Annotated in this window: 23 protein-coding genes; 15 read left to right on the forward strand and 8 right to left on the reverse strand. The window is 69.5% G+C overall.

What is annotated here, in order from left to right:
• The first annotated feature begins 98 nt into the window (after positions 1-98).
• Positions 99-1,535, forward strand: a complete 1,437-nt coding sequence (locus tag ABZV91_RS21815; protein ID WP_355244572.1) for an MFS transporter — start codon at positions 99-101, stop codon at positions 1,533-1,535.
• Positions 1,536-1,885: 350 nt separating this feature from the next.
• Here the strand turns inward: ABZV91_RS21815 and ABZV91_RS21820 are convergent, their stop codons facing one another.
• Positions 1,886-2,179 carry a hypothetical protein gene (locus ABZV91_RS21820; protein WP_355244575.1) on the reverse strand — a complete coding sequence of 98 codons (294 nt, stop codon included), beginning with the start codon at positions 2,177-2,179 and terminating at the stop codon, positions 1,886-1,888.
• A gap of 134 nt (positions 2,180-2,313) precedes the next feature.
• Here ABZV91_RS21820 and ABZV91_RS21825 point away from each other — a divergent pair, with 134 nt between their 5' ends.
• Genes ABZV91_RS21825 through ABZV91_RS21835 form a run of 3 tightly spaced genes read left to right on the forward strand, consistent with a single transcriptional unit; the run spans position 2,314 to position 3,379 of the window.
• Complete coding sequence (locus tag ABZV91_RS21825; RefSeq protein ID WP_355244578.1) at positions 2,314-2,736, forward strand: phage holin family protein; 423 nt, start codon at positions 2,314-2,316, stop codon at positions 2,734-2,736.
• A complete protein-coding gene (locus tag ABZV91_RS21830) occupies positions 2,733-3,125 on the forward strand; it encodes a DUF3618 domain-containing protein (RefSeq protein ID WP_355244581.1) in 393 nt (130 codons plus the stop codon). Before ABZV91_RS21825 ends, ABZV91_RS21830 begins: the two co-directional genes overlap by 4 nt.
• On the forward strand, positions 3,122-3,379 hold the full coding sequence (locus ABZV91_RS21835; RefSeq protein ID WP_355244584.1) for a DUF4235 domain-containing protein: 258 nt from the start codon (positions 3,122-3,124) through the stop codon (positions 3,377-3,379). The genes ABZV91_RS21830 and ABZV91_RS21835 overlap by 4 nt, the downstream gene beginning before the upstream one ends.
• A gap of 110 nt (positions 3,380-3,489) precedes the next feature.
• On the opposite strand, the gene ABZV91_RS21840 is transcribed toward ABZV91_RS21835, so the two are convergent.
• A complete protein-coding gene (locus ABZV91_RS21840; RefSeq protein ID WP_355244587.1) occupies positions 3,490-5,016 on the reverse strand; it encodes a sulfatase-like hydrolase/transferase in 1,527 nt (508 codons plus the stop codon).
• Positions 5,017-5,425: 409 nt separating this feature from the next.
• Positions 5,426-6,262 (reverse strand): LysR family transcriptional regulator, encoded by an 837-nt coding sequence (locus ABZV91_RS21845; protein ID WP_355244590.1) that lies wholly within the window; start codon positions 6,260-6,262, stop codon positions 5,426-5,428.
• 189 nt (positions 6,263-6,451) lie between these two features.
• Between ABZV91_RS21845 and ABZV91_RS21850 the strand changes: the two genes are divergently transcribed.
• On the forward strand, positions 6,452-6,733 hold the full coding sequence (locus ABZV91_RS21850; RefSeq protein ID WP_355244593.1) for a hypothetical protein: 282 nt from the start codon (positions 6,452-6,454) through the stop codon (positions 6,731-6,733).
• Positions 6,734-6,757: 24 nt separating this feature from the next.
• Here the strand turns inward: ABZV91_RS21850 and ABZV91_RS21855 are convergent, their stop codons facing one another.
• From ABZV91_RS21855 to ABZV91_RS21865, 3 genes are all read right to left on the reverse strand, one after another.
• Entirely contained in the window at positions 6,758-7,135 is a 378-nt protein-coding gene (locus ABZV91_RS21855) for a hypothetical protein (protein ID WP_355244596.1), read from the reverse strand.
• Positions 7,122-7,577 (reverse strand): OB-fold domain-containing protein, encoded by a 456-nt coding sequence (locus ABZV91_RS21860; protein ID WP_355244599.1) that lies wholly within the window; start codon positions 7,575-7,577, stop codon positions 7,122-7,124. The genes ABZV91_RS21855 and ABZV91_RS21860 overlap by 14 nt, the downstream gene beginning before the upstream one ends.
• 358 nt (positions 7,578-7,935) lie before the next feature.
• Positions 7,936-8,541 (reverse strand): TetR family transcriptional regulator, encoded by a 606-nt coding sequence (locus tag ABZV91_RS21865; protein ID WP_355244602.1) that lies wholly within the window; start codon positions 8,539-8,541, stop codon positions 7,936-7,938.
• 172 nt (positions 8,542-8,713) lie between these two features.
• Here ABZV91_RS21865 and ABZV91_RS21870 point away from each other — a divergent pair, with 172 nt between their 5' ends.
• From ABZV91_RS21870 to ABZV91_RS21880, 3 genes are read left to right on the forward strand one after another with little or no spacing between them, the layout of a single operon-like run.
• A complete protein-coding gene (locus tag ABZV91_RS21870; RefSeq protein WP_355244604.1) occupies positions 8,714-9,937 on the forward strand; it encodes an alkane 1-monooxygenase in 1,224 nt (407 codons plus the stop codon).
• Positions 9,937-10,116 carry a rubredoxin gene (locus tag ABZV91_RS21875; RefSeq protein ID WP_355244607.1) on the forward strand — a complete coding sequence of 60 codons (180 nt, stop codon included), beginning with the start codon at positions 9,937-9,939 and terminating at the stop codon, positions 10,114-10,116. The genes ABZV91_RS21870 and ABZV91_RS21875 overlap by 1 nt, the downstream gene beginning before the upstream one ends.
• Before the next feature lies 1 nt (position 10,117).
• On the forward strand, positions 10,118-10,303 hold the full coding sequence (locus ABZV91_RS21880; protein WP_355244610.1) for a rubredoxin: 186 nt from the start codon (positions 10,118-10,120) through the stop codon (positions 10,301-10,303).
• Positions 10,304-10,316: 13 nt separating this feature from the next.
• Here ABZV91_RS21880 and ABZV91_RS21885 read toward each other — a convergent pair whose 3' ends face one another.
• Positions 10,317-11,603, reverse strand: a complete 1,287-nt coding sequence (locus tag ABZV91_RS21885) for a helix-turn-helix domain-containing protein (RefSeq protein WP_355244613.1) — start codon at positions 11,601-11,603, stop codon at positions 10,317-10,319.
• Between the two features lie 161 nt (positions 11,604-11,764).
• Between ABZV91_RS21885 and ABZV91_RS21890 the strand changes: the two genes are divergently transcribed.
• The 6 genes from ABZV91_RS21890 (at position 11,765) to ABZV91_RS21915 (ending at position 17,277) form a co-directional block, all read left to right on the forward strand.
• On the forward strand, positions 11,765-12,715 hold the full coding sequence (locus tag ABZV91_RS21890) for an AMP-binding protein (protein WP_355244616.1): 951 nt from the start codon (positions 11,765-11,767) through the stop codon (positions 12,713-12,715).
• A gap of 531 nt (positions 12,716-13,246) precedes the next feature.
• The gene (locus ABZV91_RS21895) at positions 13,247-14,137 is read left to right on the forward strand and encodes a manganese catalase family protein (RefSeq protein WP_355244619.1); all 891 of its coding nucleotides are present in this window, start codon (positions 13,247-13,249) and stop codon (positions 14,135-14,137) included.
• Between the two features lie 29 nt (positions 14,138-14,166).
• On the forward strand, positions 14,167-14,751 hold the full coding sequence (locus ABZV91_RS21900) for a hemerythrin domain-containing protein (protein ID WP_355244621.1): 585 nt from the start codon (positions 14,167-14,169) through the stop codon (positions 14,749-14,751).
• 128 nt (positions 14,752-14,879) lie between these two features.
• Positions 14,880-15,623 (forward strand): MBL fold metallo-hydrolase, encoded by a 744-nt coding sequence (locus ABZV91_RS21905; protein WP_355244624.1) that lies wholly within the window; start codon positions 14,880-14,882, stop codon positions 15,621-15,623.
• 210 nt (positions 15,624-15,833) lie between these two features.
• Positions 15,834-16,352: a hypothetical protein gene (locus ABZV91_RS21910; protein ID WP_355244626.1), complete on the forward strand. Its 519-nt coding sequence runs from the start codon at positions 15,834-15,836 to the stop codon at positions 16,350-16,352.
• A gap of 169 nt (positions 16,353-16,521) precedes the next feature.
• Positions 16,522-17,277, forward strand: coding sequence for a ZIP family zinc transporter (locus ABZV91_RS21915; protein ID WP_355244629.1), 756 nt, complete (start codon positions 16,522-16,524; stop codon positions 17,275-17,277).
• Between the two features lie 19 nt (positions 17,278-17,296).
• Here the strand turns inward: ABZV91_RS21915 and ABZV91_RS21920 are convergent, their stop codons facing one another.
• Positions 17,297-17,764: a nuclear transport factor 2 family protein gene (locus tag ABZV91_RS21920; protein ID WP_355244632.1), complete on the reverse strand. Its 468-nt coding sequence runs from the start codon at positions 17,762-17,764 to the stop codon at positions 17,297-17,299.
• Between the two features lie 150 nt (positions 17,765-17,914).
• Here ABZV91_RS21920 and ABZV91_RS21925 point away from each other — a divergent pair, with 150 nt between their 5' ends.
• Positions 17,915-18,571, forward strand: coding sequence for a PaaI family thioesterase (locus ABZV91_RS21925; RefSeq protein ID WP_355244635.1), 657 nt, complete (start codon positions 17,915-17,917; stop codon positions 18,569-18,571).
• Positions 18,572-18,662: the final 91 nt, after the last annotated feature.

The raw sequence follows: 18,662 nt of genomic DNA on the forward strand, positions 1-18,662 counted from the left end.
GCGCCCGTATACCCGCGGTGCGCCGCTCTCACCAGTGTGTTCGCCCACCCCGGCGGGTGGCCCGGTTTGTCACTTCCGCGAGCGGGAAGACCCGCCCCATGACGACGGTGCGCACCCGGATCCCGGCCCGCCTCGACCGGCTCCCCTGGGCACGCTGGCACTGGATGATCGTGGTCGGGCTGGGCTCGGTGTGGATCATCGACGGTTTCGAGGTCACCGTCGTCGGCAGTATCGCGGCGAAACTGTCCGAGCCCGACAGCGGGCTGGCCATTTCCTCGGCGCAGGTGTCCGGGCTCGCGGCGGCGATGTACGTGGCCGGTGCGTGTCTCGGGGCCTTGTTGTTCGGCCGGCTGACCGATCGCTACGGCCGCAAGAAGCTGTTCATCGTCACGCTGGTGGTGTATCTCGTCGCCACCGCCATGACGGCGTTCTCCTTCTCGGTCTGGTGGTTCGTCCTGTTCCGGTTTCTCACCGGGCTCGGTATCGGCGGAGAGTACGCGGCCATCAATTCCGCGATCGACGAACTCATTCCGAGCAAGTACCGCGGACGGATCGATATCGTCATCAACGGCACCTACTGGCTGGGGGCCTCCGGTGGGGCGCTGCTCTCGGTCGCGGCACTGAATCCGCAACTGTTCCCGCCGGATATCGGCTGGCGCCTCATGTTCGGTATGGGTGTGTTCTTCGGACTCCTGGTCCTCGTGGTGCGGCGGCAGGTGCCGGAGAGCCCCCGGTGGATGTTCATCCACGGCCGTGACCGGCAGGCCGAGGAACTGGTCGACGAGGTGGAGGAACGAGTTCGCCGGGATATCGGTGCCGACCTGTCACCGGTGACGGAGACACTCGAGGTGCGGCAGCGGCGCTCCACCGGGTTCGGCGAGATCGCCTCGGTCATGGTCCGGAAGTATCCGCGGCGCAGCGCACTCGGGTTGGCGCTGTTCATCGGCCAGGCGTTCCTCTACAACGCGGTCACCTTCAATTTCGCTGTCATCCTGAGCGAGTCCTTCGATGTACCCAGTGATCGCACCGGTTACTTCTATGCCGTCATGTGCCTGGGTAGTTTCTGCGGGCCGCTGCTGCTCGGCCGCTATTTCGACACCGTCGGCCGCAAACCCATGATCGCGGGCTCCTATCTGGGCTCGGGAGTGTTGTTACTGCTCACCGCGTTACTGCTGCTCCGCGGTGATCTCACCGCCGTCACCCTCACCGCCTGCTGGACCGCGGTGCTGTTCGTGGCCTCCTGCGGCGCGAGCTCCGCCCACCTGACGGTGAGCGAGATCTTCCCGATGGAGACCAGGGCGATGGCCATCGCGTTCTTCTACGCTCTGGGCACCGCCGCGGGCGGTATCGCGGGCCCCTTGGTGTTCGCGGAACTCACCGGGGACGGTGACCCCGGACGCACCGCGCTGGCCTTCACCATCGGTGCGGTGGCGATGATGTTCGGCGGCATCGTCGAGCTGCTCTTCGGGGTGCGCGCCGAACAGCGATCATTGGAAGCTCTTGCCGCTCCGTTGAGTTCGCGGCACACCGGCTGAATCCGCCCGCCCGGTGGGTGTACCCGGACCGCGCGGCAGCGGTGCGTTCACGCACTTCCCGTTCCGAAAGTGCCCGAGCAGGCGGTCCCGGCCACCGGCCGATCCTGCACTGTCACCCGGACGCGCTGGTTCCGGATCACCGACAGCACGCCGCGGGAGCACCGGGCGGATCGGGCTGATCTCGGACCGGCCCGGCAGCCGGGCCGGTGCCACCGGCACCGGCCTACCTGGTCCGGATGTGGCGGGCGGTCGGAGTGGCACGGCGGATGGCGGCATCGTCCGGCGGTCGTCGAGTGACCGCCGCGGGACGCTCGGCGGGCGTCGACGAGTAGCGGGCGTGGCCGCCCGGTTCACCGGCCCCGGCGCAGCACCGGACCCCGCTCCGCGGGCGGTCGATCGGGCTTCGCCGGGCCGGGCGCGTGGTCTCCGGCGCGCGCCGCTCTGCCGCAGCCGCGCTCGTGGCCGGGCGATCCCTCCTGCCGGCGCCGCTCCGCCGCGTCCGCGCGGGCGACCGGGCCGAGGCCGGGCCGGACCGGGTGGTGGCGCGGGTCGACGTAGAGCAGGGCGCCGGTGACGTGCACGAGCGCCCGACGGTGGTGGTCGACCGGATGGGTGTGGGCCTCGCCGACCTCGCGGATCCGCACGCGGTCCCCACCCGCGTGAACCGGGCGGCCCGCATTCACGGGCGCCGACCGCGGGCCGGATCGAATTCCGCCCGTGGTGGTGTCGTTTGGCCCGGGATCCGGCGGGTATCCGCCCGCCGGACAGGAGGTAGCACATGACTCGGACGGCACAGCCGCCTACGCGGCAGTCAGGGGACGACCGGTCGGTCGGCGAACTCGTCGATGTGGCCACCATCCAGGTGAGCAGGCTGGTGCGTGACGAAATGCGCTTGGCCCGGCTGGAGATGCAGGAGAAGACGAGCGCGGCGGCCAAAGGCGCCGGGCTCGCCGGCGCGGGCGGGCTGCTGATGTTCTACGGCGGCGCGGCAGTGATTTCGGCCGTGGTGCTGGCATTGGCGCTGGCGCTGCCGGGGTGGGCCGCGGCGCTGATCGTCGGCGCCGTATTGCTCGTCGGTGGGGCCGGCCTCACCTGGCTCGGTAAACGGAACATCACGGCGAGCGCGCCGCCGGTGCCCACGGACGCCATGGCAGGCGCACGCGCCGATATCGAGACCGTCACCCACAGGAGGTCGCGATGACCGAGAACGGAGGACGCTCCGTCGACAACGACCGGGACGCATTGCGGCGCGACCGCGACCAGGTCCGCGAGGAACTGCGGGAGACCGTGGACGAACTGGCCGGGAAGTTCGATGTGCGGGCGCGGGCGGAGGAGACCGCGCACCACGCCGCGGACGAGGTGCGGCAGCGGGCCGGGGAGGTCGAGCGCACCGTCCGCGACCGCGCCGGTCAGATGCAGACCCGGGCCCATCACCTCCTCGAACGGGCAGAAGGCCGCACCCCCGAGCCGGTGGCGGCGGGGGGCCGGAGAACGGCTGACCTGCTGCGCGGCTATCCGGTGCCTGCCGTGACGGCGGCCCTCGCCGCCGCACTCGTGGCGTGGTTGATCGTCCGGGGGAGGAAAGCATGAACCTGCTGTACAAGCCGATCGGCACCGTGGCCGGGGTCCTCGGCGGTATGGCGGCGCAGGCGGTGTTCCGCCGGCTCTGGCGCCGGACCGCCGGGCAGGACGAAGCGCCGACGGCGACCTCTCCGGAGTACGGCTGGCGTGAGGTCCTGTTCGCGGCGGCCCTCCAAGGCGCTGTGTTCGGTCTGGTCAAAGCATCCGCCGATCGTGCCGGGGCGCTCGCGTACCACCGGATGACCGGGAAGTGGCCGACCTGAGAAGTCCGGAACGGTGGATGCGCGGCCGCTGACCGGGCCTGCGGTGTAGCCACGCCGGTGCGCGGCCGCGCGGCCCAACCGGTCCGATCGCGGTGCCGCTGAGCCGGCCGTCAGCGACAGCCGGCCCCGGCGCACCCGGTGAGGGCGGCCAGGCGCTGGTCGAGGGTGGCGACCAGGTCCGCGTGCGCGGCGCGTCCTGCCGGGGTCTTGATGAGGTTGGTCAGCTGGTACGGGTCCGTGCGCAGGTCGTACAGCTCGTATTCGCGCTGGTCGAGCGGGCGTTCCCGCTCGTACCAGCGGACGTAGAGGTATCGGTCGTTACGGACGGCGCTCCAGGACGGCATATCGAGTGTGTAGACAAGCGGGGTGTCGGTGCCCGGAATGTTCTCCTGGGCGATGCCGTCGCGGCCCTCGCTACCCGGACCGCCGTACTCGGCGACGAAGTCGCTACGCCACCCGACGGTGTCGCCGGCCAGCACGGGCGCCAGTGAGCGGCCGTCGATCCGCTCGGGGTTCGGGAGGCCCGCCCAGTCGAAGACGGTCGGGGCGAGATCTGTGGACAGGGCCATGGCGTCGCTACGGCCGGGCCGGATCCCCGGCCCGGCGATGGCGAGCGGCACCCGCAGGGATTCCTCGTAGGGCGCCATCTTCTGGGTCAACCGGTGCGCGCCGAGACTGTACCCGTTGTCGGAGGTGAAGATCAGATAGGTGTTGTCGAGTTCGCCGGTGCGATCGAGGGCTCCGACGATCCCGGCGACCATCTCGTCCAGAGATTTCAGCGCCCCGAGACGGTTGGTGTAGTCGGGGTCGTTGGTCACGGTGATGGTCGCCGCCCGCGGGTCCGCGGTATCGATCAGCCACGAGGGCTTGTCCGACACGTCGGGCTCCTGATAGTTCGGTGAACGCGGCGCGGCCGTCGGCCGGGTCTCGGCCAGATGCCGGGGCGCGGGCGGAATCGGGAAATGCGGAGCGGTGGAGGCGGCGTACCAGAAGAACGGCTGTTTCGCGGCGGCGGCATCGGTGATGAACCGCTCGGATTTGGCGCGGATCACGTCGGTTTCGTAGTCCTGCGGCGCGACACCGTATTTCACGAACGTGCCGTTCTCGTTCAGCGTGTAGTTGTAGCCCGAGTACAGGAAGTTGTCGACGCCGGCGTACCACTCGTCCCAGCCGGGCGGGATGTGTCCGGGGTCGTCTTCCAGTCCGTTGAGGTACTTGCCGGCCATACCGGTTCGGTAACCCGCCCCGTGCAGGGTGGTGGCGATGGTGTGGGATTCGTTGCCCCGCGCGCGAAAGGTCGCGAAGCCGCCGACTTCGCCGGCATTGGTGAGAACACCGGTGTTGTGCCCGTACTCGCCGGTCAGGATGGAGGCGCGGGCCGCGCAGCAGATCGGCATCGGTGCGAAGGCGTCGGTGAACTCCATTCCGCGATCACGGATGAGCTCGGCGGTTCGCGGCATGGCCTGCCACACCGGGGTGGTCGCCGAATCCAGGTCGTCGGCGAGGATCACGACCACATTCGGCCGCTGGTCGCCGGACTCCGGGGCGGCGGACACCACCGAGACGCACCCGGTCGCCGCCAGCAGCACCGCGACCACCGCGGACAGGGAATTACGCACTGACCGAGCAGAACCCATGAGAACTCCTCGTGAGCGTTGGTCGACGGCCGTCCGAGCGACGCCCGGTATCCCGCGGCCACAACCCTAGCCCAGTGAGCCGGTCGGATACGTCAGCGCTACCGAGAACCGCGCAGGTCAGTGTCCGCGCCGGGCCGAAACCGGCGACACTCCTCTCGGTGGTGCGGTCGTCAGCGCGTGGCCGGGTCGCGGAGCCGGTGACGATGTCGACCACGGGGTTGCGCAGCACGACGACCGCGAACCCGGAGATCCTGGTCCCGATGATCACCGGAACCGGGGCTCATCGAGGCCGGGCGCCGGGGCGACCGCCTGGCTCGAGCGCCACTCCGGACCCGCGGGGCCGCGGCCGAAAGATCGGCCGGCCGTGGACTTCACAGCGGGAGGGCGTGATTCGCCGGTGCCGGATCGGTCAGCGGCCCCCGAACGCGGGCGCGGCACACCGCGCCGCATGCCCGGGGCCGTGCTCGGGGACGAGGACGGTCCCGGTGATGGTCAGGGGCGGCTCGAACGGTATCGCCGTCACCCGGGTGGCGCCGAGCTCGGCGCTCTGATCGGCGGGCAGCACTGTCCAGCTGCGCGGGTCCGAGCCGATCTCGACCACGGTGTCGCGCGGTGCGCCCGCCGGACGTCCCGGCTCGTACCGGACCCCCGTGCCGCGCACCGCGGCCGCGACCGCCTCGTGCAGGTGCCGATCGAGCCGTCGCGCGGGCAGCCGGAGTGCGGTGCCGGCCAACTCGGCCGGTCCGACGGTGGGGCGGCCGGCGAGCGGGTGCCGGGCGGACACGATCGCCAGCAGTGGTTCGGTCCAGGTCGGGATGGCTTCGATCCCGGGTTCGGTGGGTTCGCCGCGCGCCGGCACCAGATCGAGTTCGCCCCGGCGCAGGGCGTTGAGGCGGGCGGTGAGGGGCAGGTCGACCAGGACCACATCGAACGGTGCACCGTTGCCGCGCAACGTATCGATTCCGTGTTCCAGCCGGGCGGTGAGCCCGGCGGCGGCACCCATGCGGAGGTTGGCGGCGGGCGGTTCGGCGGCCAGCCGGACGTGTTCGGCGGCCGCGAGCGCTGTCCGTGCGGCGTCGAGCACTCGCGTGCCCGCCGCGGTGAGCCGGACCCGGCGCGAGGAACGATCGAGCAGCCGGACCCCCAGCTCTCGCTCCAACCCGGCGATCTGCTGGCTGACCGCGGGCTGGGCGATGTGCAGCCGTTCGGCGGCCCGGCCGAAGTGCAGCTCCTCGGCCACGGTCACGAAGTAATCGACTGGGGCTGCTCGGCGCGCATCTACGGGAACACGAGGTGAGTCCGGAAACCGCCCGGCAACTCGAGGAGGCCGGCTACGGCACGCTGTGGCTGGACGCGTCGTCACCCGCGGACCTGGCGCTGGTGCAGCGCCTGCTCGACGCGACGACCCCGCTGCGGGTCGCGACGAGTGTGGTGAATGTGTGGACCGCCGACACTCCGGGTCGCCAACTACGCCGCCAATCTGCGCCGGCTCGGTTACACCGACCAGGATCTGGCCGGTTCCGGCAGTGACGCGCTGATCGATGCGCTGACCGCGCATGGAGACGCCGCCACCGTCGCGGCCGGTCTCACCGCGCATCTGGAGGCCGGGGCGAACCAGGTGGGCATGTATCCGCTCGGCTTCGACCCGATCGCCACTCTGCGCGGCGTCGCGGACGCGTTCTTCGCGGTGCATACGCCGTCCCCACCCGGCGCCTGACCCGCCGCGACGCAACCGCCGGATTCACGACATGTGATCGCTTCCGTAGGGTCTCGCGGTCACCGGAGTCGTTTCCGTCTCGCGGTCCGGCCGCCAGGCCTGGGTCAGCAACATCAGCAGGTGCTGTTTCAGCTGAGATATGCGCGGATCGTCGGACCGCCGAGTGGCCAGCGCCGCACCGGTCATCCGCAGGAACTGTTGCCGGGTGACGCCGAAATTCAGGAAGAGTTCCTCGGCGGTGGCGCCGCCGAACGGAGCCCAGCGGATCGCGAAGACGAGCACCGGCTTCGTCCCCGGAAGCAGGGACTTCGTGCCGTCCAGGGCAGCGCACTGCCGTAGCGCGGTCCGTACCCATGCGGTGGCGACGGAGAAATCGGTGGACGGCCGGTCAGGTGCGGACATGTTCGCCTCCGGCGCGGCCGGCGGCGCGATGGCCGGGGGTATCGGTCGCGGTGGCGACCGTGAAGACGGGGAATCTGCCGTCGTGGGGCCGCGGGCGGAAGCGCACCCGGACCGGGCCGCTGCTGACCAGGGGCACGGTCCCGTCGATGGAGGTGTAGACCCACGGGCCTTCGTCGAGTTCGACCACGGCGATCGTCAGGGGCATCGTCTCTCCGCGCCCACCGATGACGCCCCGGTCCACCACCCGCCACGACAGGATCGAACCGGCGCCGCGGGAGGGCACCCATTCCAGGCTGTCGGAAGCGCACGACGCGCAGTCGACGGTCAGCGGTGCGTACAGGCGATCGCACTGTGCGCATCGGCGGATCATCAGGATGTCTTCCCGGGGCGGAGCGCCCGCGTCACCGTTGATGCCGGTGTGCTTCGGAGCAGAGGGGTACATGGAGACCTTGACCTTCGCTGAGGGGGCCGACGGACTTCTTCAGCCTGCCCGCGGGGGCGTGGTCTCCATCACGGTCGAATGACCCGGGGTATACCTGTTTGTGACGTGAAGCCCGTCATTGTCGCGATCCGGCGGCCGTGTCGCCCAGTCGGGCGAGAGCCGCCGACGGGGCTTCCCGGGCGGCCGTCGGCCGCGCGTGCGCGGCAGGAAGGCCGCGATACCGGCTGACCGGAGTCCGGTGGCCGGTGCGAGGCGCGGTCCGGAGGGAATGTAACGCCCGTCAGGTGGCTGCGGCCCGAGAGCCCGTCGGCCGCACGGTCCGGTGACCGGAGACGCCGGGCGGTCGCCGGCGCCGCGCCTAGGGTTCGTGGTGGAACAGTGGCCCCGCGACCAGGGCTATCTGGGCGACGGCGTGGTCGATGGTGCCCGCCGGCTGGAAGAGATGACTCAGCGCGAGGCGTACCACCGCTTCCACCCGGGTGCCGATCTCCGACTCGTCGAAGGCGTCGAGGCGGTACCGGGCGCGAAGAATGGCGGTGAATGCGGCGGTGGCTCGGCCCAGGACGGGCTCGGGTTCGGTCATCAAGGTGGGCAGCAGGGTGGTGTCGGCTCCAGACCGGCCGGCCAGTACGGCCTTGAGCAGGGTGTTGTCGGCCGCGGTGCGCAGGGTGTATTCGGCGGCGGCGGTGATTCCGGCGAGGAGGTCGCCGGGCTCGGCGGTGACGGTCTCGGTGACGCCGGCGAGGAAGGAGTCGAGTTCCGCCGCGATCACGACCTCGGCCAGATCCTGTTTGGTGCCGATCTCCTTGTAGAGCACGGGGCGGCTCACGCCGACCTCCTTGGCCACCCGGGACATGTTGACCGCGCCCCACCCCTCGGTGCAGACCAGCTCGCGCGCGGTGACGATCACCCGCTCCCGCAGTAGTCGGCGCATCTCGTTCTGGAAGTTCGGCGCGTCAGCCACCTCATCACCTTACATTACCTACATGGGTGTTCGACTATTGACAGAGAATTTTCGAGTGTATGTAATGAATACACATATAGGAGAAGTGTAAACGGCCGGTGGGTCGCGCCCCGGGCACCGGCCGAAGCGTCCGTCGCGGAGCGGCGGCCGCACGGAAGTGAGGAGGGCGACGATGACGACGTCCGAGCAGAGTGAACGCGGTGAGGTGACGCCGCAGTGGCGCGACCGGAAGCGGTACCTGTGGTTGTTCGGGCTGGTGGCACCGACCTCGCTCGGCCTGGCCGCGGTGCTGGTGTGGGCGTGCCACCAGCTGGGGTGGGACCGGGCGGCGGCGGTGTGGTGGTGGATCGGCCCGCTGCTGGTCTATGTGCTGCTTCCGATCCTGGACCGGTTCTTCGGGCCGGACGGCCAGAATCCGCCGGAGGAGGTGATTGGGCGCCTGGAACGTGATCGCTACTACCGCTGGTGCGTCTACGCCTTCATCCCGTTCCAGCTGGCGAGCCTCGTGTTCGCCGCCTATCTGTGGACCGCGCCGGACCTGTCCTGGCTGGGAATCGAGGGCGGGCTCGGGCTGTGGTCGAAGATCGGCGTGGCGTTCACCGTGGGTGTCATGGGTGGCGTGGGGATCAATACCGCCCACGAACTCGGTCACAAGAAGGACGATCTCGAACGGTGGCTGTCCAAGATCACGCTGGCGCAGACCGGTTACGGGCATTTCTACATCGAGCACAACCGCGGACATCATGTCCGGGTCGCCACCCCGGAGGACCCGGCCAGCGCCCGGTTCGCCGAATCCTTCTGGAGCTTCCTACCGCGTAGCGTCCGGGGCGGGCTGCGGTCGGCGTGGGCGCTCGAGCGCACGCGGTTGCGGCGTATGGGCAAGGGCCCGTGGACCGTTCGCAACGATGTGCTCAATGCCTGGGCGATGACCGTGGTGCTGTGGGGCGCGCTGGCCGCGCTGTTCGGCCCGGGTGTGCTGCCCTTCCTGCTGCTGCAGGCCGTCTACGGATTCTCGCTACTGGAAACCGTGAACTATCTCGAGCACTACGGTCTGCTGCGGCAGCGCACCGAATCCGGCCGATACGTCCGATGCACGCCGGAACACAGCTGGAACTCCGATCACCTCGTCACCAATATCTTCCTGTTCCATCTGCAGCGGCACAGCGACCATCACGCCGCGCCCACCCGGCGCTACCAGACCCTGCGCAGTATGGACGGCGCGCCCGAACTGCCCGCCGGATACGCCGGCATGATCACCCTGGCCTATTTCCCGCCGCTGTGGCGGAAAGTGATGGACCATCGCGTACTGGACCACTACGGGGGCGATATCACCCGGGTGAACATCCAGCCGAGCAAGCGGCACCGCGTGCTCGCCCGGTACGGGGTCGCGGGCTGATGGCCGTCTTTCGCTGCCCGGTCTGCGACTACCGCTACGACGAGACCACCGGCGCGCCGCGCGAGGGCTTCCCCGCGGGTACCCCGTGGGTGGCGGTTCCCGACGACTGGTGCTGCCCGGACTGCGGTGTGCGGGAAAAGATCGACTTCGAACCGGCCGGCCCGACGAGAGGACAGTGAGATGACCACCGGCTACAAAGTGTTCCAGTGCGCGCAGTGCGGTTTCGAATACGACGAAGCGCTCGGCTGGCCCGAGGACGGTATCGCGCCCGGCACCCGCTGGGACGATATTCCCGACGACTGGTCGTGCCCCGATTGCGGAGCGGCGAAAGCCGATTTCTTCATGGTCGAGGTGGACCGCACCTGATCGGGGTCCGGACCTATCGGTTCGGTTCCGGCCGCAGGATCGGCGGGCCGTACCAGTGACACACCAGCAGGGCGAGCTCGACGTCGAGCCGGTCGGCGCCGATCGGGCGGCCGCGCCGCGCGATGGCGCGTCCGACCCGGTACTTGACGGAGTTGGAATGCAGATTCAGCTCGGCGGCGGCGGCCTTGTAGCTGGATCCCGTGCCCAGGAACACACGCAACGTGTCGCGCAGGCGCGCGTCGTGCTCGGTGTCGCAGGCCAGGTCGCCGAGAACTTCGCTCACCCAGTGGCGGGCCTCTTCGACAACGCCGCCGAGCAGTGCCGCCGTCGTCAGTCCGGGGTCGTCGGCGGCGACGACGGTCGGTGGAGACTGCTCGTGAACCAGGGCGACCGAGCAGGCACGTTGCGCGCTGCGGTGGGAGCGCCGGAAGCCGTCCACACCGGCGGCCAGGGTGCCGATCGCGATATCCGGGGCGTCGCGGCGGGTGGACACATACTTCCGCACCGCCGCCACCAGGTCCGCTCGTGCGGACCGGTAGGGCAGCCACGCCCAGACGCTGATCCGGTCGGCGGCGATGACCAGCGGGTTCGATGCGGTATCGAGAGCGTCGGCCAGTTCCCGGACGAACCGCTGCAGGTTCGGGACGGCATCGCTGTCGATCTCGGCGTCGGGGCACCACAGGACGAGGGCGAGGTGGTGCCAGCGCAGCGGGTAGCGGATCGCCTCGGTGACCGCGTCGACATCGATGGCATTGGGGCTGCCCAGTACTTCGCGCGCCCGTACCGCGCGGATGTTGTTCTGGCTCTCCAGCCACTGTTCGCGCTCGTCGTCGTAGATGTCGAGAACCTGTTCGGTGATGTGGTCGATATATTCGAACAGCGTGGGAGTGATGCGTTCGACCACGCTGATCCGTTCGGCGAGCGGGATGGCCATCGTCTGCAGTTCGGCGTACACCATCTCGGTCAGCCGGCGCTGTCCGATGCGGTAGGCGCGGGCCAGTGCGTTGGCCGGTACGCCTTGCTGAGCCAGGCGTCTGGCGTAGTCCACGACGGCGGGCGCGGCCTGGGTATCGGCGACGGAGAGGTGGTAGCGCAACGCGTGCAGCACGGTGGCGATATTCGCTTCGACGCTCTCCCCGAGCAGGTCGCCGGTCTGCGGATCGTGTCGCAGATCGGCGATGTCGTCCTCGATATAGGTGCGGATGGCCGCGCTGATCTCGCTCACCCGATCGTTCATCCGGGCAGCTGTCGCCGCGATGAAGCGGTCTGCGCACGCGGTGTCGTGACGTGCGGTCGTCACACCGTCAACCGTACCCCCGGTCCGGCCGCCCCCAGGTGCCGTTCGCTTGTTCTCCGGAGACAAAGACCGCCGTGGACTTCATCGGCGCGTGACGGCGACCGGGCAGCCCGGAATTCCTACCGTGGACGCACGAACCTGCACCACTGCCCCGAGGATCGCGAATGAACCTTGCAGTACTCCCGGATTGCCGTGCGGTCATCGCTCCCTATGCCGCGGCCGTCGCCGACGACAGCACCGAACTGAACAACGCCGCATTCCTGGATGCTGTGCGGCGGGCGACCACGTCGCTGCGCGCCGCCGGCATAGCGACCGGCGACGTGCTCGCGGTCGTCCTCCCCGATACCGCGGCCTTCGTCGTCACGCTCTTCGCCGCGTGGCGGCTGGGCGCGGCCGTCGCCCCTCTCGACCCGGCGCTATCGGTCGACGAAGCCGATCGCCGCCTGGTTCGGGCGAACGCCCGGGTCCTGGTCGCCACGCCCGAATTCGCCCGCGTCCATCCGGGCGGAGTCGTAGTCGCTGTGGACAGCCTCACCGCGGCCGAACCCGACACTGCCGAACCGGCGCGAGTGGACGACGACGCGCCGGCACTGCTGATCCACGTCGAGCGGGCCGGCGCCGAGGCGGAGCTCGCCGTGCTCGACCATATGAACCTCAACGCGCTGTGCCGATTGGCGATCGAGATCTTCGCACTCACCGGCACCGACCACAGCCTGTCCATCCAGCCGCTGTCCCACGTCGACGGCATCGCTCTGGGAGTTCTGTCGCCACTGCTGGCCGGGGGCGGTACCACCATCGCCGGCCCGTTCGATCCCGCGACCTTCTTCGACCGGGTCGAGGCCGCTCGCGCCACCTGCTTCGCGGCGGCCCCGCCCGTGTACCGGCAGCTGTCCGAGTTGCCCGCCGGGATACGGCCGCATATTCCGTCGGTGCGGATCGCCATCTGCAATACCGCGCACACCGGCCCCGCGCTGCGGGCGGCGTTCGAGCACCGCTACGGCATACCGATCGTGCACGACCACGGGCTGGCCGACTTCCCGCCCCGGACCCGGCCCATCCGTCCCCCGAGCCCCGGGACCTGCCCGCCCTCGACGCGTTCGTGCGGCGCTCGATGAACCGGGGAATCATTCGCCCGTCCCCACGGCGCGAAATCCGGCCGCGCCCCGGTGCTACCGCCTCCGTCGACGGCGAAGCCGGGCGAGGCGGGCGCGGGAGCCGGCCATGACGCGCCGCCACCACGGGTCCAGCCGGCTCGGGTCCGGCCACTCGACCGCTTCCTCGTGATCGCCCGGCGCCGGTCGCCGATGTTCGAACTCGTCCGCCACTGATGTCTCCTCCGTTCGCTGGTCGCGATACCCGTGCCCACACCCCGGAAACTCGACGGCGGCGACGAACACGCACTCGCGATGTCCCCGCGGGGTGATGCGGGGTCGCCTACGGTGGGCATCGCGCTCAGGGATGCGATGCGGCCGAGTTCGGGGGCGCGCACCGGTCCGGCGACCGGGCGACTCGGTGCGTATGTGCCGCCTGCCGACCATCCGAGTACGCCGTCGCCTCTTTTGTCTCGGGTCTTCCTGCCTTGCTGTTTTCCCGCCGCGGTCCCGGGTAGACGCCACGGACCACGGCACCGACCATGAGGAGAGCGAGTGTTCATCCATAACAAGGATCTGCAATTCGAGGTGCGGGTCGAGCGCCCGGACCCGCGGTTCGCCACCCTCCTGCAGGAGCAGTTCGGTGGCGCCAACGGGGAGCTCAAAGCCGCGATGCAGTACTTCAGCCAGGCCTTCGTGCTGCGTCGCAAACATCCGAAGATGTACGACCTGTTCATGGATATCGCGACCGAGGAGTTCAGTCACCTCGAAATCGTCGGCAATATGATCACCATGCTGCTGGACGGCCTCAACGATGATCTCAAACAGGCCAGCGAGCATTGCGATTGGATGCCGGTGGTCGCCTCGGCCGATGGGAAAGAGCACGCGATCCATCAGGTGGCGACCGATCCGCTGTTCCTCGCGTTGCGCGGTGGCGGCCCCGACGTCGGCAACTCCGCCGGAGTGCCCTGGACCGGCGCCTATGTCAACTCCAACGGTGAGCCGTCGGTGGATCTGCGCAGCAATCTCGCGGCGGAATCCCGCGCCAAGATCGTCTACGAATACCTGAAGCAGTTCACCGACGACCCCGGTGTGCAGGACACGCTGTCGTTCCTGATGTCCCGGGAGGTAGCGCACTTCCAGCAGTTCACGGCCGCCCTCAACGAACTGCCGGTCAATTTCCCGCCCGGCGCGCTGCCCGGCGACGACCGTTTCCAGAACATGGCGTTCAACATGTCCAACGGTGACGGCAGCGCCCGCGGACCGTGGAACGAAGGACAGGGGCCGTGGCCGGCGGGCGTGGAATGGGAATACGTCGCCGACCCGGTGCGTGACTGGCTGGGCACCGGTCACCGGGAGAACCAGGGTCCGGCCACCAACCCCGAGGGCAGCCCCGCGGTCGCGGGCAGCAAACCGTTCACCCACGAACAACACGGGCCCGCCTGAGCCGCAGCGGCGGGGCCTGGGAGCACACCATGGACGCATTGACCTTCCTGCGTGCCGACCACGAAAGCGTGCTCGGCATGATCGAATCACTCGAACGCGGTCGCGGCACCAGCGAGACCGAGGTGCGCAACCGCGGACACCTGGCCACCAGCCTGGTGATCGCCGCCTCACAGCACGAAGCGGTCGAAGAACAGTTCTTCTGGCCCGCGGTCCGCAAAATACTGCCCGAGGGCGACGAACTCGCCGATCACGGCGTCGGCCAAGAGGAATCGGGTAAACAACTGCTCCAGCGGATCGAGGACTCCGAAGCCGGGTCCCCGGAATTCGAGCAGGCGCTGACCGATTTCCTCGTTGCGATGCGCGAGCACATCGACTACGAGCAGAACGAGGTATGGCCGCGGTTCGCCGCGGTCGAGCCACCCGAGGACATGGCCGATCTCGGTGAACAGATGGCGGCGGCCAAGAAGAACGCACCGACCCGCCCCCATCCGAACACTCCGTCCGGTCCAGGAGCGCAGAAGACCGTCGGGTTGGCGGCCGCGGCCACGGACAAGGTCCGCGATATGGCCGGCGGACGGAAATCGGACGAACCGGCCGACCCGCCCGCGCCGTGAGCCCCCGTCGGCCGCCGGCTCCCACGGCGGCCGACGGGACTCGTCGCCGGCACGAACGTCGGAGCCGGGAAAGTTGGAGTGAGACCGGGCAGCGGTTTGCCCCCCGGCGCGCCGGGTAGTTCGGCCGGATGGTGAAACGCGAGGTCGCCGACGGGATACACCGGATCGAGCACGCCGCTGTCAATGTGTACCTGATCGAGGACCAGGACGGTGTCACGCTCGTGGACACCGGGCTGCCCGCGACTTTCCGTCACATCGTCGCCGCTTTGCGGGATATCGGGCGGACCCCGGCCGACATGCGGGCCGTTCTGCTCACTCACGCGCATTTCGACCACGTGGGTTCGGCCGCCCGCGTCCGCGACAGGTGGGGTGTGCCCGTTTTGGTTCATGACGGCGATCGTGCGCTGGCGGCTCATCCGTATCGGTACACACGCGAACGCAATCCGCTCCGATATCCCCTCCGGTACCCGCGCTCGGTCACGGTGCTGGGAAGGATGGCGCTGGCCGGGGCGCTCGTCGTGCGAGGGCTCGCTGACATCCTGTCTCTCGAGGCCGGCTCCCGATTACCGGTACCGGGCAGGCCGCGGGTGGTGTTCACACCCGGCCACACTCTCGGCCACTGCGCCCTGCACCTGCCCGAGCGCGATGTGGTGCTTTCCGGCGATGCGCTGGTCACCCTGGACCCCTATACCGGTGGGAAGGGGCCGCAGATCGTGGCGGGCGCGGCCACCGCCGACAGTCCGATGGCGTTGGCATCATTGGCCGCCCTGACCGATACGGGAGCGCGTTCGGTGCTGCCGGGCCACGGGGAGCCCTGGACCGGGGGCGTGGCGGCCGCGGTGGAGTTCGCGGTGCGGGCCGGGCCGCACTGAGGGTCGCGAGACCCGGATCGGTGTGCCGCGGTCGTTTCGGTCTGTGACCGCAGTGCCCCTGGGACGCGTCCGGTCGACGGCTACCGGGTGCCAGAGCAGGCACCCTTCACTTCATGATCACGGTTTAGTAACAGCGACCGTGGGTAGCACGGCCGATGTCGGCGCTCCGAGACAGTCGGGAGCGGAGCAAGGCGAAGGTGAGGAGCCGTGATGGCGAACGGATACCACGAGTCGGAACTCGAGTCGGAAGTGTTACCGCTGTCGGGGATGCGATTACAGTGGCGCGGCGCCGACCGCTGCTTCCGGGTCACCCAGCCGCAGCCGGGTGGGGAGATCGTGACCGAGGCCGGAGCGGACGAACTGCTGTGGCGGCCGTGGTCGGGGCGCGCGGATATGGCCGTCGGTGTGTCGGGCCCGATCAGCGCCCGTACCCCGGGCCGATGGTGGGTGGTGTGGGGCGAGTACGTGGGGGAGCCGGTGAGTGTCACACTCGCCGACGGCGCGACACCCCCGGTGCTGATCGTGGGCGGATTGTGGGTCAGCGAATGGACCGGAGCCGAACAGGCCGCGGTGGTCACCACGGCGACGCGGCGTACCGACGTGCGATTCGCTCCGCCGTCGTTCCTGCCCCCACCGCTGACCACTCTGGGCGACGGCACCAGCAGTTGCTGGGTGCACGTGGAAACCCCGGCCGCCTTCCGGCCGCGCCGCACGGTCGCTCCCGCATAGACTGCCCGGCCGGTCACCACCCTGTCGAACCCGTTCCGGGGCGCGGTGTCTCGTGTGCCCGTGCGGTGGTCAGGGAGTCACCACCCGTTTCGCCACGGTGGGCGCGGGTAGTCCAGGGATTTCGATGACCGGTGTCCCGGGGCGCCGGGTGTGAGGAGACGATTCGCGCGTGTGGGATGTGGTGGTCGCGGGTGGCTGGGGGTTGCTGGCGGGGTCTTCGTTGCTGCTGGGCGCCCTGGTCGGGTATCTGGCTCGGATACCGGTGGCGATCGTGGCCAGTGTGATGGCCTTCGGCAGTGGTGTGCTGCTGTCGGCGGTGTCGTTCGAGTTGATCGCCGACGCCCATGAACAGGGTGGAATGGCGCCCACCGCGTTCGGCGCGATCGCCGGAGCGCTGATCTACACGCTCGCGAATATCGTGCTGGCCCGGCGCGGTGCGCGGCACCGCAAACGCTCGGGCGACCAGCAACCCTCGGAGTCCGAACAATCCGGTTCCGGGACCGCGATCGCCCTGGGCGCGTTACTGGACGGCATCCCGGAGTCGATCGTCATCGGGACAACCTTGCTCGGGGGCGGCGCCGTCAGCGCCGTCACCGTTGCCGCGGTGTTCATCAGCAATGTTCCCGAAGGGCTGTCCAGCGCCTCGGGGATGCGGCGCGCCGGCCGGGGGCCCGGATATGTGTTCACCCTGTGGTCCGGTATCGCGGTGATCAGCGGCGCGGCGGCGATGGCCGGGTACGGCTTGCTCGGTGGTGCGTCGGCGACCGTGCTGGCCGCGATCACCGCGCTGGCCGCCGGTGCGATCCTGGCGATGATCGCCGACACGATGATCCCGGAAGCGTTCGAACATGCTCATATCTGGATCGGGTTGATCACCGTATCGGGTTTTCTGACGGCGTTCGCACTGTCCCAGCTCGGTTCCTGAGGACCGTGCGCCGCCGCGATCAGACCGTGTGCTCGCGCGGCGCCGCCCGGGTCACCGGCACGTCCTCGGCGAAATCGACCACGATTTCCCGCCGGGAGAACAACCAGGTACCTCCGATACGGGCGAAGGTGTCCTGATATCGGAGGGCGAGGCGATGGTCGCGGTGGCCGTCCCCGCGCGGGTAGAGATGGTGTGCCGTGCAATAGGTCTCCCCGCGGGCGTCGTGGTCGGTCGCGATCTCGAGCACCTGCTGTTCGACGACGTGCCGGGTGGCGACCAGGTGTGATACCGACTCCACCACCGATCGGGCCACCGGTTCCCGCCCGCGCAGTTCACTCGACGCGTTCGTCCGGTTGGTTTCCGGTGGTAGCACGAACACCACCTCCGGCGCGAACAGCGCCACCAGCGCGGTGGTATCCCGGCGGTCGACGGCCTGCGCGTAGCGCGCCGCGAGCGTGAGCACGGCAAGACGGTCGGTGGGGTCCATAGGGTCCATCTCAGCGCGAATCGCGCCCGGAACGAACCGTCCTCTCGGTGGGTGGGACCTCGCCACCCCCGCCACCGGCGCGCACCGCTAGCCTCCGGGTCACGCCGCGAGACAGCGAGCGGCGCCTACCCACGCCACCAGGGAGGTTCGATGAGCCGCGATCCGAACATTCGTCCGCGGGTGGACGATTCCCCGGACGGCACGGTGCTGACCTCCGCGCCGGGGGATACGCCGGTCGACCGCGCGACGGCCGCGGCGCGGCGGGTGGTCGACGCACTGCTCCGCACCGACCGCGCGAACGCGAACCTCGATCGGGTGGCCGAAGAACTCGACAGCATCGCCGACCATCTCGGGCAACACGCCCCGGCGGTCGCCGAACGCCTGGTCGATATGTGGCACGGCGAGGGTGTGATCCGCCACGACCCCGTTACCGGCCCGGAGAACGCCCTCGCGCCGCCGCTCGTGCTCACCGGGCGGGGGGACGGATCGGTGGACGGGGTGGTCACCCTGACCATCCCGTATCAGGGGCCGCCGGGGCATGTGCACGGGGGAGTGGCCGCGCAACTGCTCGATCACACTCTGGGAGTGGCCAATACGTGGGCCGGATGCAATGGCCCCACCGCGCAACTGAATGTGCGGTACCACCGGCCGGCGCCCTTGTTCGCGCCGCTCACGGTGCGTGGCCGGATGGTCTCGCAGGAGGGGGTCAAGATCAATTCGGTCGGCGAGATCCGGACCGCCGACGGGACGTTCTGTGTCTCCGTGGAAGGCCTGTTCATCGACAAGACGGTCGCCCGACCACGCTAGTACTCCAGCCGCACTTGGTTATGTTGTGCGGTATGTTCTTTCGTCGTGTCGATGGGCGAGGACCTGGCTGCGTGGGTGGCTGGGCTGGATG

The sequence above is a fragment of the Nocardia sp. NPDC004568 genome (assembly GCF_040609955.1).
Lineage (GTDB): Bacteria > Actinomycetota > Actinomycetes > Mycobacteriales > Mycobacteriaceae > Nocardia.